Here is a 14339-nt window from a genome sequence, read left to right as displayed (position 1 = left end):
ATGGTTTCCATTGACGTCCACAACGCCTTCGTCGACTTCCCGATCTTCGACGCGAAGACCCGGTCGATGAAGAAGCGGGTCCTCGGCAAGGTCGGCGGCAAGATCGGCACCGACACCAAGGTGCCGATCATCGAAGCCCTGCACGACGTGACCCTCAACCTCCGCGAAGGCGACCGGGTCGGGCTCGTCGGGCACAACGGCGCGGGCAAGTCCACGCTGCTGCGGCTGCTCGCCGGCATCTACGAGCCGACCCGCGGTTCCGCCCGGATCCAGGGCAAGATCGCCCCGGTCTTCGACCTCGGCATCGGCATGGACCCGGAGATCTCCGGCGAGGAGAACATCATCATCCGCGGCCTTTTCCTCGGCATGACCGCCAAGGAGATGGAGAAGCGGGTCGACGACATCGCGGAGTTCACCGAGCTCGGCGACTACCTGCAGATGCCGCTGCGGACGTACTCCACGGGTATGCGCGTGCGGCTCGCGCTCGGCGTCGTCACCTCGATCGACCCCGAGATCCTGATCCTCGACGAGGGCATCGGCGCGGTCGACGCGGCGTTCCTCAACAAGGCGCGCGACCGCCTCAAGGACCTGGTCAAGCGCTCGGGCATCCTGGTGTTCGCGAGCCACGCCGACGAGTTCCTCTTCGAGCTGTGCGACTCGGCGCTGTGGATGGACGAAGGCCACATCAAGCAGCAGGGCTCGCTGCGGGACGTCCTCACCGGCTACAAGGGCCGCGACCCCTTCCAGGACATGAGCAAGGAAACGCTGCAGCGCCTGGGCATCGAGCCGGTGGCGACGACGAACGGCGGCGAATGATGGCCAGCGAGACCCGGCAGCTGCCCGACGGCGCGGTCGTCGGCGTGGTCGTCACGCGGCACCGGCGGGAGCTGCTCGCGGACTCGCTGAAGATCATCGCGGCCCAGACCCGGCCGGTCGACCACCTCGTGGTGGTGGACAACGGGCCGGACGACTCCGCTCGCGAAGTCGTCGAGAACTACCCGCTGCCGCATACGTACCTGCCGTCGCACCGCAACCTCGGCGGTGCGGGCGGGTTCGCGCTCGGCATGCTGCACGCGCTGTCGCTGGGCGCGGACTGGGTCTGGCTGGCCGACGACGACGGCCGCCCGGCCGATGAGAACGTGCTGGCGATCCTGCTGGAAGAGGCGGAAAAGCGGGGCCTGGCGGAGATTTCGCCGGTGGTGTCCAACATCGACGCCCCGGAGAAGCTGGCGTTCCCGCTGCGTCGCGGGTTGACGTGGAAGCGGTCGCAGTCGGAGCTGGGCGTGGACTTCCTGCCCGGCATCGCGTCCCTGATGAACGGCGCGCTCTTCCGATCGTCCACTTTGGACGTCGTGGGCGTGCCGGACCTGCGCCTGTTCTTCCGCGGCGACGAGGTCGAGCTGCACCGCCGGCTCGCGCGCTCGGGGCTGCCGTTCGGCACGTCGCTGAAGACGAAGTACCTGCACCCGGACGGCTCAGACGAGTTCAAGCCGATGCTGGGCGGCAAGTTCCACGCGCAGGACCCCGAGAACGAGGTCAAGCGGTACTACACGTACCGCAACCGCGGGTACCTGTTGTCCCAGCCCGGGATGCGCAAGATCGGCGCGCTGGAGATCCTCCGGTTCGGGCTGTACTTCGTGGGTGTGAAGCGCGACCCGAAGGCGTTCCTGCAGTGGCTGAAGCTGGTGCGCCAGGGCCGCGCGGAGAAGTTCTACCGCTACTGAAACTGCCCTTCGAGCGGCACCGGCACGGACTCCGTCCGGACGTCGGTGAGCTCGTTGGCGGGCACGGTCTTCCGCCACACGCGGTAGTCCACTTCGGACAGCCCGAGGTCGCGCGCGGTGAGGTAGTCCTCGTCGGCCAGGTGCAGATCGGCAGTGTCGCGCGTCCGGCCGAGGAGCTCGAATGTGCCCCCGCGCCACCGGCACAGCGTCCGCACGAAGGTCAGGTCGTCCAGCTCGACCTGGTCGACGGCCTTCATCCGGAAGCCGTAGGTCTCCCCGAAGTCCGCCGGTGCGGCGGCGCCGGGAAGCGGGTGCAGGACGACCCGCGCGGGCCCGGCGAACTCGGCGTCGAAGTCACCACCGCGGTACCGGGCGGTGTAGCCGCGCCGCACGAGCGGCGGCAGCGAAACGGGCGGCGAGAAGAAGGCGGCCTCGCCGAAAACGTCCTTCTGGTCGGGGATCCAGCCGACCTTCCGGGAGTGGTACTGCGCGAGCCGTTCTTCGGTGTTGTCGCCGCGACGCACGAGGAGTTCGGCGCCGGCGGGGATTTCGGTGAGCTGAAGGACGTATTCGGGCAGCGGGTGGTCGACACCGGGGAAGTACCCGGTCCCGAGGTACGGCGGCGGGTACACGCGGGCCATTCCCAGCTCGTGCGCGATTTCCCGGTCGGTGGAGCCGTAGGAGGTGCGGAACGGGAACGTGTGGCCGGCGGTGAAGCGGAGCAGGTAGAGGTGGTCGAGCGGGCCCCAGCCGGGGATTTTCCCGAGGCCGTAGTTCCGGATCATGGCGGCGGTGTCGAGTTCGGCGACGTCCTCGGCGCGGCCGGCGAAGCCCTGGATCCGGTGCGGTTCGAAGCGGCCGGGGACGATGACGTTGCCCAGGTAGAGGCCGACCAGGCCGGGTTTGACCGGGAGCTGGACGACCGTGCTGCCGAGGAGACCAGCGGGAGCGTCAGGACTCATCGGTTTCCTTCAGTCGGGCCACGTAGGACGGCAGGATGTCGGACCGCACCTCGCGGAAGCCGGTGACCATGTGCTTCGGAGCGACAGCGACGAAGGTCATCCGGTCCATCCGCTGGAAAGCGACTTCGGGATGGGCTTCCGGCTCCGCCCAAACCCGCTCCGCCCACTTCCCGTCGCCGGACATCATGAAGAGCGAATAGCGGCCATCGCGCTCGTCGACCACTTCGAACTCGTGCTCGAGGAACGTGCCCCACGTACGGATCGAATACCATTCGTCCAGCTCCGTGATGGGCACGGTCACCGCTGCCGCACCTTTGCGCCGTAACTCCGCACGATCGGGCAACGTGATCTCGGCGGGGAACCGTTCGCCTCGGTACACGACCCATTCGGTCGGCGAAATCCGCCGGATGTCACTCACGCCCCACCACCTCCACCTCGCACATCGAACCAGCCGCGGTCTTTCAGGTACACGCCGGCCAGCACTTCCGTACCGTCGGCGCGGACCAGGTACATCTCGGCGCGACTCCGGTAAGCGGTGGGGTTGTGCATCCATTCCGGCACACCTCCACCGGTGTAGCCGGTGCCCAGGAACGGCGGGTTCCAGTGCCGGTTCTGCGGCGACCCGGAGAGAGCTTGCATCTCGTCGGCCGCGCGTTGCGTGGTACCGCCGTAGCTGATGTCCATCGCCCTCGGATCCGGATCCGCCGGGAATCGCAGCTGGTAGGCCTCGCCGGCCCCTGCCTTGACCGGCGTCCACCCCGCACCCTTGTCGTCGAGCGCCAGCTTGTCCCGGAACTCCTGCGGAGTTCCGTATTGCGCCGTGTCGCTGCCGCGAGCGACCGACCCACCTACCGAGGTCGGGTAATTCGGCTCCGTCTTGCCGCTGTGGCCGTCCACGTAGCTGCCCTGGTTGCCCAAGGTGGCCTCGCCGATCTCCGGCTTGACCACCTTCGTCATGATCTCGCCGGGGTTGGCCTTCAGCTCGTTGCGGACCGCCACGATCTCCGCTCGCTGGGCCGGGGTCAGATCCGCCGTTGGCTGGAGGGTCATCGCCAGGTGCTGGTCCGGGTCGTAGCCCAACCTGCTTGCCGCGTCGCGGATCTGGTTGTCCGTCGAGGTCGGGCGCGTCTGCATCGACTCGCGGGTGTACTGCCCTCTGAGCTCGTCGTCCGATGCGTGGTGGCCCTGGTTGTTGTGCATCCCGCCGCCGTCGTCCGGTGGGTGCGTCGGGGGCGGGTTCGACCCTGGTGGGGGCGGGTTGTTGCCGCCGCCGGCTGCGGCCGGCTTGGGGGCGTCGACCGGTTTGCCCGCCGCCGCGATCGTGGCCGCGCTGTTCGCTTCCGTTGTCTCGTAGTGCTCGCGGACCGCCTTCGTGCGCGCTCCCGCGTCCTCGACCGCCTTGCCCGCTCGGGCTACGTGCTCCTTGGCCGCGGTCACCGTTCCGTTGAGCGTGCCCGTCATGCCCGCGCCGACCACGCCCATCGACTTCGCGCCGAAGTTCGCTCCCGCCACCGTCTGGCCGACCGCGTGGACCTTGTCCTTCGTGCGGCCGAGGTGGCCTTCCATCGTGCCGAGCGAGTCCGTGTGGACGCCGTACCCGCCGCCGTGGCCGCCGGCCGGGGCGTGTGGTTCGCGCGCGGGCCGGGGCTCGGTGGGGTGCGGGTTCGGCGTCTCGTGGTGCGTCGGCGTCGTGTCGACGTGGTGCGGGGTGCTCGTGTGGTGAGGCGTGCTCGTGTGGTGGGTCGCCATGTCACGCCTCCGTTTCGTACGGCTTCGCGGCTTGGTACGCACCCATCGCGAGGCCGCCGACCGTGGAGAACCGGTCGAGGCCCTTGGTCAGCTTCTCCATCGCCTCCATCAGCTTGGCCAGCCGGCCACCCTGCCGCGCGAAGCCCTCCAGGAGCTTGCTGATCTTGCCGGCGATCTTCGACGCCGTCGCCGCGGCGCGGGCCGACGCGACCCCGCAGAACGCCGCGATCGAGCCGCCGAACGTCACCACCGCCGAGGCCGCCGCGATCAGCGCGTCGCGGATCAGCTCGGCGATCACCGACGAGATCAGCCCGAAGACGATGCCGCGCAGCGTGCAGACGAGCATGCCGGAGATGCCCGCGACCGCCGCGGTCCCGTCGAGCGTCTTGCCGAGCGATTCCAGCTCCTCGGCCATCTTCGTGAGACTGTCGCGGTAGGCGTCGGCGGCCTGGCCGGTCCACTCGGCGACGCTGCGGAGGTCGTCGCGGTGCTCCTGGGCCAGGGTGTGCATCTCGGCCGCGGCGGACTTGAGCTGGTCGACGTTCGCGTTGATCTCGTCGGGGTTGCCGAGCAGCGCGTCGAGCGGCTCGCGCAGGAAGCTGACGTGCTCGAGCAGCCAGCCGACGCCGGCGTTGAGGATCGCGCCGAGCGGGTCGATCGCCGCGCCCACGGTGTCGACGACCGCGCCGGCCGCGCTGACCGCCACGCCGAGAACGTGTTCCCCTTCGGACTCGGAGTCCGACTTGATCGAGTCAACGAGCCCGGCGTAGGTGTCGAAGATCCCGGCACCCGAAGTCGCGGTGGTCAATGGTCCCCCTCAGTCCCGGCGCATGAACGTGTTGTCCCCGAAGTCGTCATCGTCGTCGCGCGGCGGCCGCGGACGGCGGGCCGGCGGTGACGGCGGCGGGGTTTCCGGCTCGTCGTGCTGCCAGAGCCGGCGTTCCCGGACCGGCTCGGGCGCGGGCGGCTCTTCCGGCTCCTCCGGCGGCACGTACCCGGTGACCATGTGCATCGCCTCGGAGCCGCCGCCCAGCGGCTCGAACGCGGCGGCGACGTTGACCGCGGCACCGCGCTGCGCCTTGCGCGCGAGCTTGAGGATCTCTTCCGCGAGCTTGGCGCCGGACTTCCCGGCGAGCGCGGAGTCGGCGAGCTGCAGGTCGGTGAGCGAGCCGTTCGGGGCGACGCCGACGCGGATGCCGCCGTCCGGCGAGGCGACGGTCGTCCCGGCGGCCTCCAGCCCGACGCGGAACTGTTCGGCCTTCGCCTGGACGTCGGCGATCTTCGTTTCGAAGCCCGCCAGCCATTCCTCAGGTGTCATCGCTCGCCTCCGCGGTGTCCGACGCGAGGCGAAGGCTACTGGTTCCCCGACCAGCACAAACAAGAAACGGCCCCGGTTTCCGGGGCCGTTTCCGTTATGTCCGTTATTCGCCGATGACCGGCGGCGCGGTGCGCATGTCCGTACCGAAGACCTCGTCCGGGTCGCCCTCGACGAGGTAGGTCGGCCGCGAGTGCTCCGTGTCCTCGTCGCCCTCGCCCTTCTGGCCGCGGCCCAGACCGCCCCCGCCCATGCCGCTGCCGCGCCCGGCGGCGCTGCCCGCGCCGAGCCCGCCCATGCCCCGGCCGGCGGCGGCTTCGGCGGCACCGATGCCGCCCGGCCGCGCCGCGCCCGACGCGGCACCCGCGCCGGTCGCGCTGCCCGCACCCGAGCCACCGGGCCCGAAGCCGCCCCCACCCCGGCCGGCGCCGCCGCCGACCTTGGAGTTGTAGGCCTCGTCCCCGCCGAAGTTCATCCCGCCCATCGGCATCGGGCTCATCGGCGGCATGCCCCCGAGCGACTGGTTCGGGTTCGACGTCGACCCACCGGGGATCGTCCCCGGCGTGAAGCTGGACGGCGTGGTGGTACCGGCCGGGAGCAGCCCCGCGCCGGTCGTCGAGCCGGGCCCGTTGAACTGCGGGGTGCCGGTGGTGCCGGGGATGTTCCCGGTGGTGAAGTTGTTGCCGGTGCCGCTCGGCGTGTTCACCGGGTTGGCACCCGGCATGTCGACGCGGCCGGGGTTGTCGATGCCGTTCTTGCCCCCGGTGCCGTTGGGATCACCGGAACCGCCACCGGTGCTGAAGCTGGGAGGCGGCGCGAAGGCCGGCTGCTTCGAGGCGGCCTCGTAGAGGTTCTTGTCGTAGGTCGACATGACGCTGGCGGCCTGGTCGTGGGCTGCCTGGCTGTCTTTTTGCTTCTGGAGCGACTTGTCGACGTTGTCGGGCAGGCTGAACGGGTTCGACGTCGCCCAGGACTTGAACTCGTCACCCCAGGAGAAGGGGATCGGGGCGGGCATGGAGTTCTTGGCCGTCGACGCCGCTTGGCCCTGGTCGTAAATGGTTTCCGAAGCGAGCTTCGCGTTTTGCGAGTTGGCGTCGGACCATTTGCTGAGTGTGGTGAAGTACTGCTGCGCGTTCTCGGCGGCGGTGCCTTCCCAAGTGCCCTTGGAGGCGTTGACCGCGGTGCTCATCGACGTGGCGAACTTGTCGAAGACCTGGTGGACCTTGTGGTAGTTGGTCGAAAGCTCCGAAACCTGAGCGACGTCCAGGTTGGAGTCCAGGTACCCCTGAAGCTGCGTGTGGTCGCTGCCCTTGTAGTCCGCGTCCGACGGGTTCAGGCCCGGCACGTACTCGACATCGCGGCCTTGGGTGGCGTCCTTGATGTTCTGGTCGCCCATCTGCTGGGCCTGGTTCTTCGCCTTGGCCTGGGCCACCCACTGCTGCACCGGCCCGAACAACCAGCTGCCCGGGTCGACGCCTTCCTCCGCCTTCTTCTGGAGGTACGCGTCCCGCTCGGCGGGCGCCATGTCCTGGACCTGCTGGGGCGTCTTGTCCTCGGTCTTCGGCGGCGGTCCCTGTCGCGTGGTCATCCGGTTTCCCCTATCCCTTCGGCAGCCGCGGTTCGACGGCCTTCGCGACCGCCTCGGCGACCTGGCATGCCTGGTCCGCCGATTCGGCGCCGGTCACCGCCACGTCCACGCGCGACGAATCTCCCACCGGCAGGGCGAGCGTGCAGGCCGCCACGGACGCGCCGCCCGGCGCCTCCTTCGCCTTCCGGCCGTTGACGTCCTTGTCGACCACGCCGCCGCCCGTGTCGTTCACCTGCGCGACCGACGCGGTGTCACGGATGTTGACGCCGATCACCTTGGCGTTTTCACTCGCCGAGGCGACCTTCTGCTGGAACCGGCAAGTTCGCACGTCACCGGTCGTGCCCGGCACCGGCTCTTTGAACTCGCCGAAGCTGCTGACGTCACCAGCTTCCAGCAGCGAGCAGGCATCGGTGATCGACTGGGTCCCGCCGCCCCCGGAAGACTGGCTTTCCGAGGTTCCCGGCTCGCTGACCGGGGACGACTGGGCGGGTGACGCCGTTCCCCCTTGCGTGGAAGTGCACCCCGCGAGCAGCGCGCCACCGGCCGCGAGCGGAAGGAGAACCCGAACGAGAAGTTTCGTCATCCCTCAAGCCTGCTTGGTCTGAAGAGCGGAGAAGGCCTGGTTCTCTGTTTCCTTGTAGAGGCCCGAGGCCCTGGCGAGCGCCTCGTCGGCCTGCCGCGCGGCCTGCCTGAGCTGCTCCAGGATCTGGGTCGCCTTACCCGCGGCGGACGCGTCGTGCTTGGCGACGGCGTGGCCGTACGGGTGGTTGCCGAGCTTCGGGTTCTGGTCCAGCAAGTAGCTCGTGGCCTGCACGTCGGCGAGGTCGTTGACCAAGTCGGTCAGCGCGTCGCGGAGGGGCTTGACGCCTTCCGGGGTGATCTTGAAACCGCCGCCCTTGGCGGCGTCCACCAGCTTCTGGGTCTCGGCCGTGACCGCCTGCACCGCGGCGCCCATGCCGGCGGATGAAAGCGGGTTGACGATGTCCGACACCGAGCCGCCACCGCCATCGGCTATCAACATCGCTGTTCCACCCCGTATCGCTTCGCCCGTGCGTGTGCACCCGGAAGTCTACTAGCCGGGCACCCTGCGCAACTGCCGTTCACCGATCTTCACCTGAGACGCGGGGCCGCGACGTGCGGTTCCCTCAGAACTGCCCTTCGAGCTGGGCGTACAGCTGCTGGGCCAGCCGCGCGTTGTCGGCTGGGGCGTACGTGATCCAGCGCTGGCCGTCCGCTGCCGCGCGTGAGGACATCAGCCAGCGGCCCGATTCCGTGTCGAACCACGCCAGCGGGGGGTACGTTCCGCCGCGGGTCTGGGCCGTGAACTGGCCCACCCGCTTCTTCGGCTCCTGGAACACGCGCTCGATCATGCGGAGCTGGGGGCCGCCGCTGCCGCCGGACGAACGGGGGCCGCTCACTCCCGCGAACGGGTCGTACGCGTCGTCGCGGCGCTGGTGGCGGGGCTGCTGTGCCGGGCGGGAGATGGTGACCGACTGGCCGGGCGCCGCCGGGGTCAGCGGGAGGAGGTCGACGATCGCCGGGACGATGCCCGTCGGGCGGACTTCCTCGAACACGATCAGGTTCTCGTCCTGACGCGCGAGCACCGCGAACTGGCCGTCGGACGCCACGCGGGCGAACAGGTGGCGGTCGCCCAGTTCGGCGGCCGCGGTGATCGCCACGCTGCCGCGGACGAACGTCGCCAGCGCCAGCTCCGCGTCCGCGTCGAGGCGGCCGCGGCTCCACAGCCCGCGCCCGTTCAGGTCGCGGACGACGGCGTCGCGGATCATCGCGCGCTGCTCGACCGTCGTGCCGACGTGCGGGACCTCGAACGGCGTCGGCGCGCGGCCGAGGCCGAGCTGCTCCAGCAGGATGTCCACCGCTGCCAGTGACAGCGAGAACGAGTGCGGCATCGCTTCCATCTCCCCCGCGGGTTCATCCGGACTTGCCGAAACGGTAGTCCATCCGCTCTCGGCGAACCCGCTTGCCCGAACGAGATCGCCGCTGGTCCGATGGACGCATGGCCGACCCGAAACCCGTACTCGTGCTGCACCTCGCCACCGGCGGGGAGCCGCTGCTGTTCGCAATGACGACCGAGGAGTCCGGCAAGCTGGCGGGCAGGCTCGCCCAGCTGGTGAAGGCCGGCGCGGTCGAAACGGTGACCACCAAGGACCACCCGGCGGTCGCGATCAACTTCGCCCACGTCGCCGCCGCGTACGTCGACGACACCCGCAAGACCACGGCGTTCGGCATGCACGCCTGACACGGCGAAGGCCGCCTCACGACCAGCGTGAGACGGCCTTCGCGTAAAGCGATCAGAGCTTGTAGAGGCGCTTCCAGTTCTCGCGCGAGGTGAGCTCCGGCATGGCGCGCTTGTACTGCTCCTGCACCGCCGCGCCTTCCTTGCGTAGCCGCTGGACCACCTTCGCGCCGCGCTTGGCCAGGTCGAACATCTTGGCCTTGTCGTAGGAGCGGACGCGCACGCCTTCCTGGTTCGCGTCCGTCACGACCGCCGTGTCGAACAGGGCGATGTGCCACCAGTTCGCCTCGTCGATCGGCACCGCGCCGAGACCGAAGCGGCTGCGGCCGAGGACCCGGTCGAGCACGCGCTTGATCAGCACCAGGCGCTGCATGCTGGGCCGCGGCGCGCTGTTGATGATGCCGATGTCGTTGGACGCGATGCCCGGGACGTCGGTCGCCTTGTGGCGCTTGGTCTCCGGGTACTGGTCGCGGATGCGGCGGATCTCCTTCATCGCCTCGACACCGCCGTCACGCAGGATCTCGGGGCCCTCGAGGAAGTCCTCGACGGCCTTGATCAGCGTCGCCGACAGGCCGTACTGCATGCCCAGCAGGTAGCGCACCAGCTGCGCGAGCAGGACCCGCGAGAGCAGGTTGAGGTTGAACGGCGAGTGCAGCGCCGCGGTGATGATCGAGTTGCGCAGGTTGAAGTACCGGTGCCACTCGTCCCAGTCCTTCATGTGGAAGTCCGCGTGCCACACGCCCGCACCCGGCAGGGTGACGGTCGGGAAGCCGTGCGCGCGGGCGCGGTAGGAGTACTCCGCGTCGTCCCACTGGAAGAAGAACGGCATCGGGTAGCCGGTGGCCTGGACGACCTCGTAGGGGATCAGGCACGACCACCAGCCGTTGTAGCCGGCGTCGAGGCGCCGCTCCTGGCGGTTCGGCTTCAGCGTCTCCTCGTCGACGCCGAGCAGGTCGGCCGTCGAGAGCGAGTGCTCGACCGGCTGGCCGGGTTCTAGGGTGTTGAGCCGGGCGTACTCCGCGCCGACGTGCAGCTGGTTCGGGTGGAACAGGTTGAGCATCTGGCCACCGACGATGATCGGGTTGGCGGCGCGGTTGGAGAACGCCGTCATCCGGATCACCAGGTCCGGCTCGAGCAGGACGTCGTCGTCCATGAACAGGACGTTCGCGTGCTCGGTGGCGGTGTGCCCGGCGACCTCGAAGAGGCCGCGGGTGAAGCCGCCGGCGCCGCCGAGGTTCGGCTGCTTGATGTAGTGCAGCTTGTCGGCGAGGTCCTTCGCGACCTGCTCGAAGCCGTCGCGAGACTCGACGAGGTCGGTGCCCTGGTCGGCGACGTAGATCGCGTCCAGGGTCTCCAGCGAGGAGACGTCCGCGGCGAGGGCCTGCAGGTTCTTCAGGCAGTCGTCAGCGCGGTTCATCGTGCAGATGGTCACGGCGGTCGGGCGGATCTTCTCCGGCGCCTCGACCGTCCAGCGGACCTGCTCGACGCGCAGCGTCTGGCCGCCCTCGGTCTCGAGGTCCAGCCAGAGCGCGCCGCCGTCGTAGAACTTGTCCAGCTTCGAGGTCAGCGTCACCTTGGCCTGCTTGGCGTCGGCGACCTGCTCGGCGGCCACCACGCGCGGCTCGCCCTCGACGTCGGAAGCACCCATCGACAGCAGGCCGGTGCCGGTGACGACGGCCTCGACCGAGACCTCGGTCACCGTCGTCCAGCGCTGCCAGTAGCTCGCCGGGAAGCGGCCGAAGTACGTGTTGCCGGACACTTTGGAGGCCGGCTCGACGGTGATCACCGCACGTTCCCGCACGGCCGCGCCCCACTCGAGCTCGGCGTAGAGGTCCTTGCTGACGATCGGCGCCGGACCGGCGTAGAGACCGCGCTGCGCCGTCAGGCGGCCCTGCGGAGTGTGCTCGGTGAACCGCGTCTCGGCGGCCGCGCCGGCTTGAGTGGTCGGCGCCGGGGTGGCTGTTTTACCGGGCATTGGGTTCCTCAGTTCTCCTCGGTCGACGGCTCGCGGAACACGACCCACTTGAGCATCACGAAGTTGATCACCGTGGCGGTGGCCTGCGACACGGCCCAGCACAGGGTGTGCTGCCAGGCGGACTCCGGCAGGACGTTCAGCATCAGCTGGTTCACCCCGACCGCGACGAAGAACGTCACGGTGTAGAGCAGGACGAACGAGCCGATCTGCGCCTTGCCGTCCTTGCGCCCGCCGGCGAACGTGAACTTCCGGTTCAGGAAGAACGCCGTGGTCGTGCCCACGATGAAACTGATAGCGCGAGCGACGTCGACCCACGGTGAAGCGGCCATCCCGGCCACCTGGGTCAGCAGCGTGTACGTGCCCAGGTCGACCAGGGCGCAGAAGCCCCCGATCAGGGCGAAGCGGATGAGCTGGCCCAGCAGTCCGGGAGTGGACTGAGCAGCCGTTGCCTCGGCTTGCGGATCGGTCGCCACCACTGCATTACCTCGTTGCCTGAGTCATGGTCACCCGCGCGGGCGCTTGTGCCTTGATGCGCAAAGTGTAGAAGCGGGCACTTCAGGGTCACGTTCCGGGCGTCGTTCGGCGTGGCTACCCTGGTCGGGTGACCCAATCCCCCGAGACACAGCGTCGCACGCTTTCCGGCTGGGGACGCACCGCGCCGACCGTCGCCGACGTCCTGACCACGCCGGACGTCGAGACCATCGCCCGGGCCGTGCGCCAGGCCGGTGAGCGCGGCGTCATCGCGCGTGGCCTCGGCCGGTCCTACGGCGACCCGGCGCAGAACGCGGGCGGCCTGGTCATCGACATGACCGCGCTCGACCGGATCCACTCGATCGACCCGGACTCTGGCCTCGTGGACCTCGACGCGGGCGTCAGCCTCGACAAGCTGATGCGCGAGGCGCTCCCGTACGGCCTGTGGGTCCCGGTGCTGCCGGGCACCCGCCAGGTGACGATCGGCGGCGCGATCGCCAACGACATCCACGGCAAGAACCACCACAGCGCGGGCAGCTTCGGCAACCACGTCGTGTCGATGGACCTGCTGACCGCGGACGGCCAGGTGCGCACGCTCACGCCGGAGGGCCCCGAGTCGGAGCTGTTCTGGGCGACCGTCGCGGGGGTCGGGCTGACCGGGATCATCGTCCGGGCGACGGTCCGGATGAAGAAGACCGAGACCGCGTACTTCATCGTGGACGCCGACCGCACGGCGAGCCTGGACGAGACGCTCGGCCTGTTCACCGACGGCTCCGACCTGACCTACGACTACTCGATGTCGGTGCCGGACCTGATCTCCTCGGACCACCGCCTCGGCCGGGCGACGTTCTCCCGCGGCTCGCTCGCGAAGCTGGACCAGCTGCCGCCGAAGCTGCGTTCGGAGCCGCTGAAGTTCGACGCGCCGCAGCTGGCGACGCTGCCGGACGTCTTCCCGAACGGCCTGGGCAACAAGCTCACGTTCGGGCTGATCAACGAGCTGTGGCAGAAGACCGTGCCCAAGAAGGGCGCGCGCGGCAAGATCCAGAACCTGACGCAGTTCTACCACCCGCTGGACATGCTGAGCGAGTGGAACCGCGCCTACGGTTCCAAGGGTTTCCTGCAGTACCAGTTCTCGGTGCCGTTCGGCGCGGAGGACCAGCTCAAGGCCATCTGCCGGCGGATCGCGACGTCGGGCCACTACTCGTTCCTCAACGTGTTCAAGCGCATGGGCGACGCCAACCCGGCGCCGATGTCGTGGCCGTCGCCGGGCTGGATGCTCAGCGTCGACTTCCCGATCAAGGACGGCCTGAGCCGGTTCTGCCTGGAGCTCGACGACGCCGTCCTCGAAGCGGGCGGCCGGCTGTACACCGCGAAGGACTCCCGGACGTCGGCGGAGACGTTCGCGAAGATGTACCCGCGGCTCGAAGAGTGGCGCAAGATCCGCGCTTCCGTTGACCCCGAAGGCGTTTTCGCCTCTGACATGAGCCGGAGGCTCGAACTGTGATCGACGCGGTGGGCAACCCCCAGTCCCTGCTCCTGCTCGGCGGCACGTCCGACATCGCGCTGGCGATCGCCGAGAAGTACCTGGCCGAGAAGCCCTTGCGGGTCGTGCTCGCGGCCCGGCCATCGCCCCGGCTCGACGCGGCCGCCCAGCGCCTGAAGGACCGCGGCGCCGAGGTGTCCACTGTGGACTTCGACGCCAAGGACACGGCGTCGCACCCGGCGGTGCTGGCCAAGGCGTTCGAGGGCGGCGACATCGACGTGGCGGTCGTCGCGTTCGGCCTGCTCGGCGACCCCGAAGAGGTCTGGCAGGACCACGCGAAGGCCGTCGAGCTGGCGACCGTGAACTACACGGCGGCGGTGTCGGTCGGCGTCGCGCTGTCGGAGAAGCTCAAGGCCCAGGGCCACGGCACGGTGATCGCGCTGTCGTCGGTGGCCGGCGAGCGCGTCCGCCGGTCCAACTTCGTGTACGGCTCGACGAAGGCCGGTTTCGACGGCTTCTACCTGGGTCTGGGCGAGGCGCTCGCGCCGTCCGGCGTGCAGGTGACGGTCGTCCGCCCGGGGCACGTCAAGACGAAGATGACCGAGGGTCTTAAGGACGCTCCCCTGGCGCAGACGGCCGAGCAGGTCGCGGAGACGGCCGTGACGGCCGCGCGCGCCGGCAAGGACCTGGTGTGGGCGCCCGCGCAGTTCCGGCTGGTGATGTCGGCCCTGCGGCACGTCCCGCGGCCGATCTTCCGCAAGCTCCCCATCTGAGGCCTCCACCCGGGGGTTGACGCGCGGTTCCATCCGGGACCG

The 14339-nt window shown here is 69.5% G+C and carries 16 protein-coding genes; 5 read left to right on the top strand and 11 right to left on the bottom strand.

The window, feature by feature from the left end; translation table 11 throughout:
- Nucleotides 1–816 carry a galactan export ABC transporter ATP-binding subunit Wzt/RfbE gene (wzt, locus tag BLV96_RS22985; RefSeq protein ID WP_086682204.1) on the top strand — a complete coding sequence of 272 codons (816 nt, stop codon included), beginning with the start codon at nt 1–3 and terminating at the stop codon, nt 814–816.
- Nucleotides 816–1724: a galactofuranosyltransferase GlfT1 gene (gene glfT1, locus BLV96_RS22980; protein WP_167379702.1), complete on the top strand. Its 909-nt coding sequence runs from the start codon at nt 816–818 to the stop codon at nt 1722–1724. Before wzt ends, glfT1 begins: the two co-directional genes overlap by 1 nt.
- On the opposite strand, the gene BLV96_RS22975 is transcribed toward glfT1, so the two are convergent.
- From BLV96_RS22975 to BLV96_RS22935, 9 genes are all read right to left on the bottom strand, one after another.
- Nucleotides 1718–2686, bottom strand: a complete 969-nt coding sequence (locus BLV96_RS22975; RefSeq protein WP_086682210.1) for a hypothetical protein — start codon at nt 2684–2686, stop codon at nt 1718–1720. The two genes, glfT1 and BLV96_RS22975, sit on opposite strands and share 7 nt — an antisense overlap.
- Nucleotides 2676–3104 carry a hypothetical protein gene (locus BLV96_RS22970; RefSeq protein ID WP_086682213.1) on the bottom strand — a complete coding sequence of 143 codons (429 nt, stop codon included), beginning with the start codon at nt 3102–3104 and terminating at the stop codon, nt 2676–2678. The genes BLV96_RS22975 and BLV96_RS22970 overlap by 11 nt, the downstream gene beginning before the upstream one ends.
- Nucleotides 3101–4435 (bottom strand): hypothetical protein, encoded by a 1335-nt coding sequence (locus tag BLV96_RS22965; protein WP_086682216.1) that lies wholly within the window; start codon nt 4433–4435, stop codon nt 3101–3103. Before BLV96_RS22965 ends, BLV96_RS22970 begins: the two co-directional genes overlap by 4 nt.
- A gap of 1 nt (nt 4436) precedes the next feature.
- Nucleotides 4437–5243 (bottom strand): WXG100 family type VII secretion target, encoded by an 807-nt coding sequence (locus BLV96_RS22960; RefSeq protein WP_086682219.1) that lies wholly within the window; start codon nt 5241–5243, stop codon nt 4437–4439.
- Nucleotides 5244–5252: 9 nt separating this feature from the next.
- Entirely contained in the window at nt 5253–5753 is a 501-nt protein-coding gene (locus BLV96_RS22955; protein ID WP_086682223.1) for a YbaB/EbfC family nucleoid-associated protein, read from the bottom strand.
- Nucleotides 5754–5856: 103 nt separating this feature from the next.
- Nucleotides 5857–7338: a hypothetical protein gene (locus BLV96_RS22950; RefSeq protein ID WP_091389471.1), complete on the bottom strand. Its 1482-nt coding sequence runs from the start codon at nt 7336–7338 to the stop codon at nt 5857–5859.
- A gap of 10 nt (nt 7339–7348) precedes the next feature.
- Nucleotides 7349–7921 (bottom strand): DUF3558 family protein, encoded by a 573-nt coding sequence (locus tag BLV96_RS22945; RefSeq protein WP_244180413.1) that lies wholly within the window; start codon nt 7919–7921, stop codon nt 7349–7351.
- A 3-nt stretch (nt 7922–7924) separates the two neighbouring features.
- Nucleotides 7925–8359, bottom strand: a complete 435-nt coding sequence (locus BLV96_RS22940) for a hypothetical protein (RefSeq protein WP_086677352.1) — start codon at nt 8357–8359, stop codon at nt 7925–7927.
- Between the two features lie 124 nt (nt 8360–8483).
- Complete coding sequence (locus BLV96_RS22935) at nt 8484–9248, bottom strand: ESX secretion-associated protein EspG (RefSeq protein ID WP_086677360.1); 765 nt, start codon at nt 9246–9248, stop codon at nt 8484–8486.
- A gap of 107 nt (nt 9249–9355) precedes the next feature.
- Between BLV96_RS22935 and BLV96_RS22930 the strand changes: the two genes are divergently transcribed.
- Entirely contained in the window at nt 9356–9598 is a 243-nt protein-coding gene (locus tag BLV96_RS22930; protein WP_086677350.1) for a hypothetical protein, read from the top strand.
- Between the two features lie 52 nt (nt 9599–9650).
- Here the strand turns inward: BLV96_RS22930 and BLV96_RS22925 are convergent, their stop codons facing one another.
- Both BLV96_RS22925 and BLV96_RS22920 read right to left on the bottom strand, forming a co-directional pair.
- Nucleotides 9651–11570, bottom strand: a complete 1920-nt coding sequence (locus BLV96_RS22925; protein WP_086677348.1) for a glycosyltransferase — start codon at nt 11568–11570, stop codon at nt 9651–9653.
- Nucleotides 11571–11578: 8 nt separating this feature from the next.
- Entirely contained in the window at nt 11579–12046 is a 468-nt protein-coding gene (locus BLV96_RS22920) for a GtrA family protein (protein WP_167379701.1), read from the bottom strand.
- 125 nt (nt 12047–12171) lie between these two features.
- On the opposite strand from BLV96_RS22920, the gene dprE1 reads away from it, so the two are divergent.
- The gene (gene dprE1 / locus BLV96_RS22915) at nt 12172–13545 is read left to right on the top strand and encodes a decaprenylphosphoryl-beta-D-ribose oxidase (RefSeq protein ID WP_086677346.1); all 1374 of its coding nucleotides are present in this window, start codon (nt 12172–12174) and stop codon (nt 13543–13545) included.
- Nucleotides 13542–14297, top strand: a complete 756-nt coding sequence (gene dprE2 / locus BLV96_RS22910; RefSeq protein WP_086677344.1) for a decaprenylphospho-beta-D-erythro-pentofuranosid-2-ulose 2-reductase — start codon at nt 13542–13544, stop codon at nt 14295–14297. The genes dprE1 and dprE2 overlap by 4 nt, the downstream gene beginning before the upstream one ends.
- Nucleotides 14298–14339: the final 42 nt, after the last annotated feature.

It is taken from the genome of Amycolatopsis pretoriensis, from assembly GCF_900107925.1.
GTDB classification, from domain to species: Bacteria; Actinomycetota; Actinomycetes; order Mycobacteriales; family Pseudonocardiaceae; genus Amycolatopsis; species Amycolatopsis pretoriensis.
Note: the sequence above shows the minus strand (reverse complement) of the source record. Positions and strands in the feature narration are given on the sequence as shown.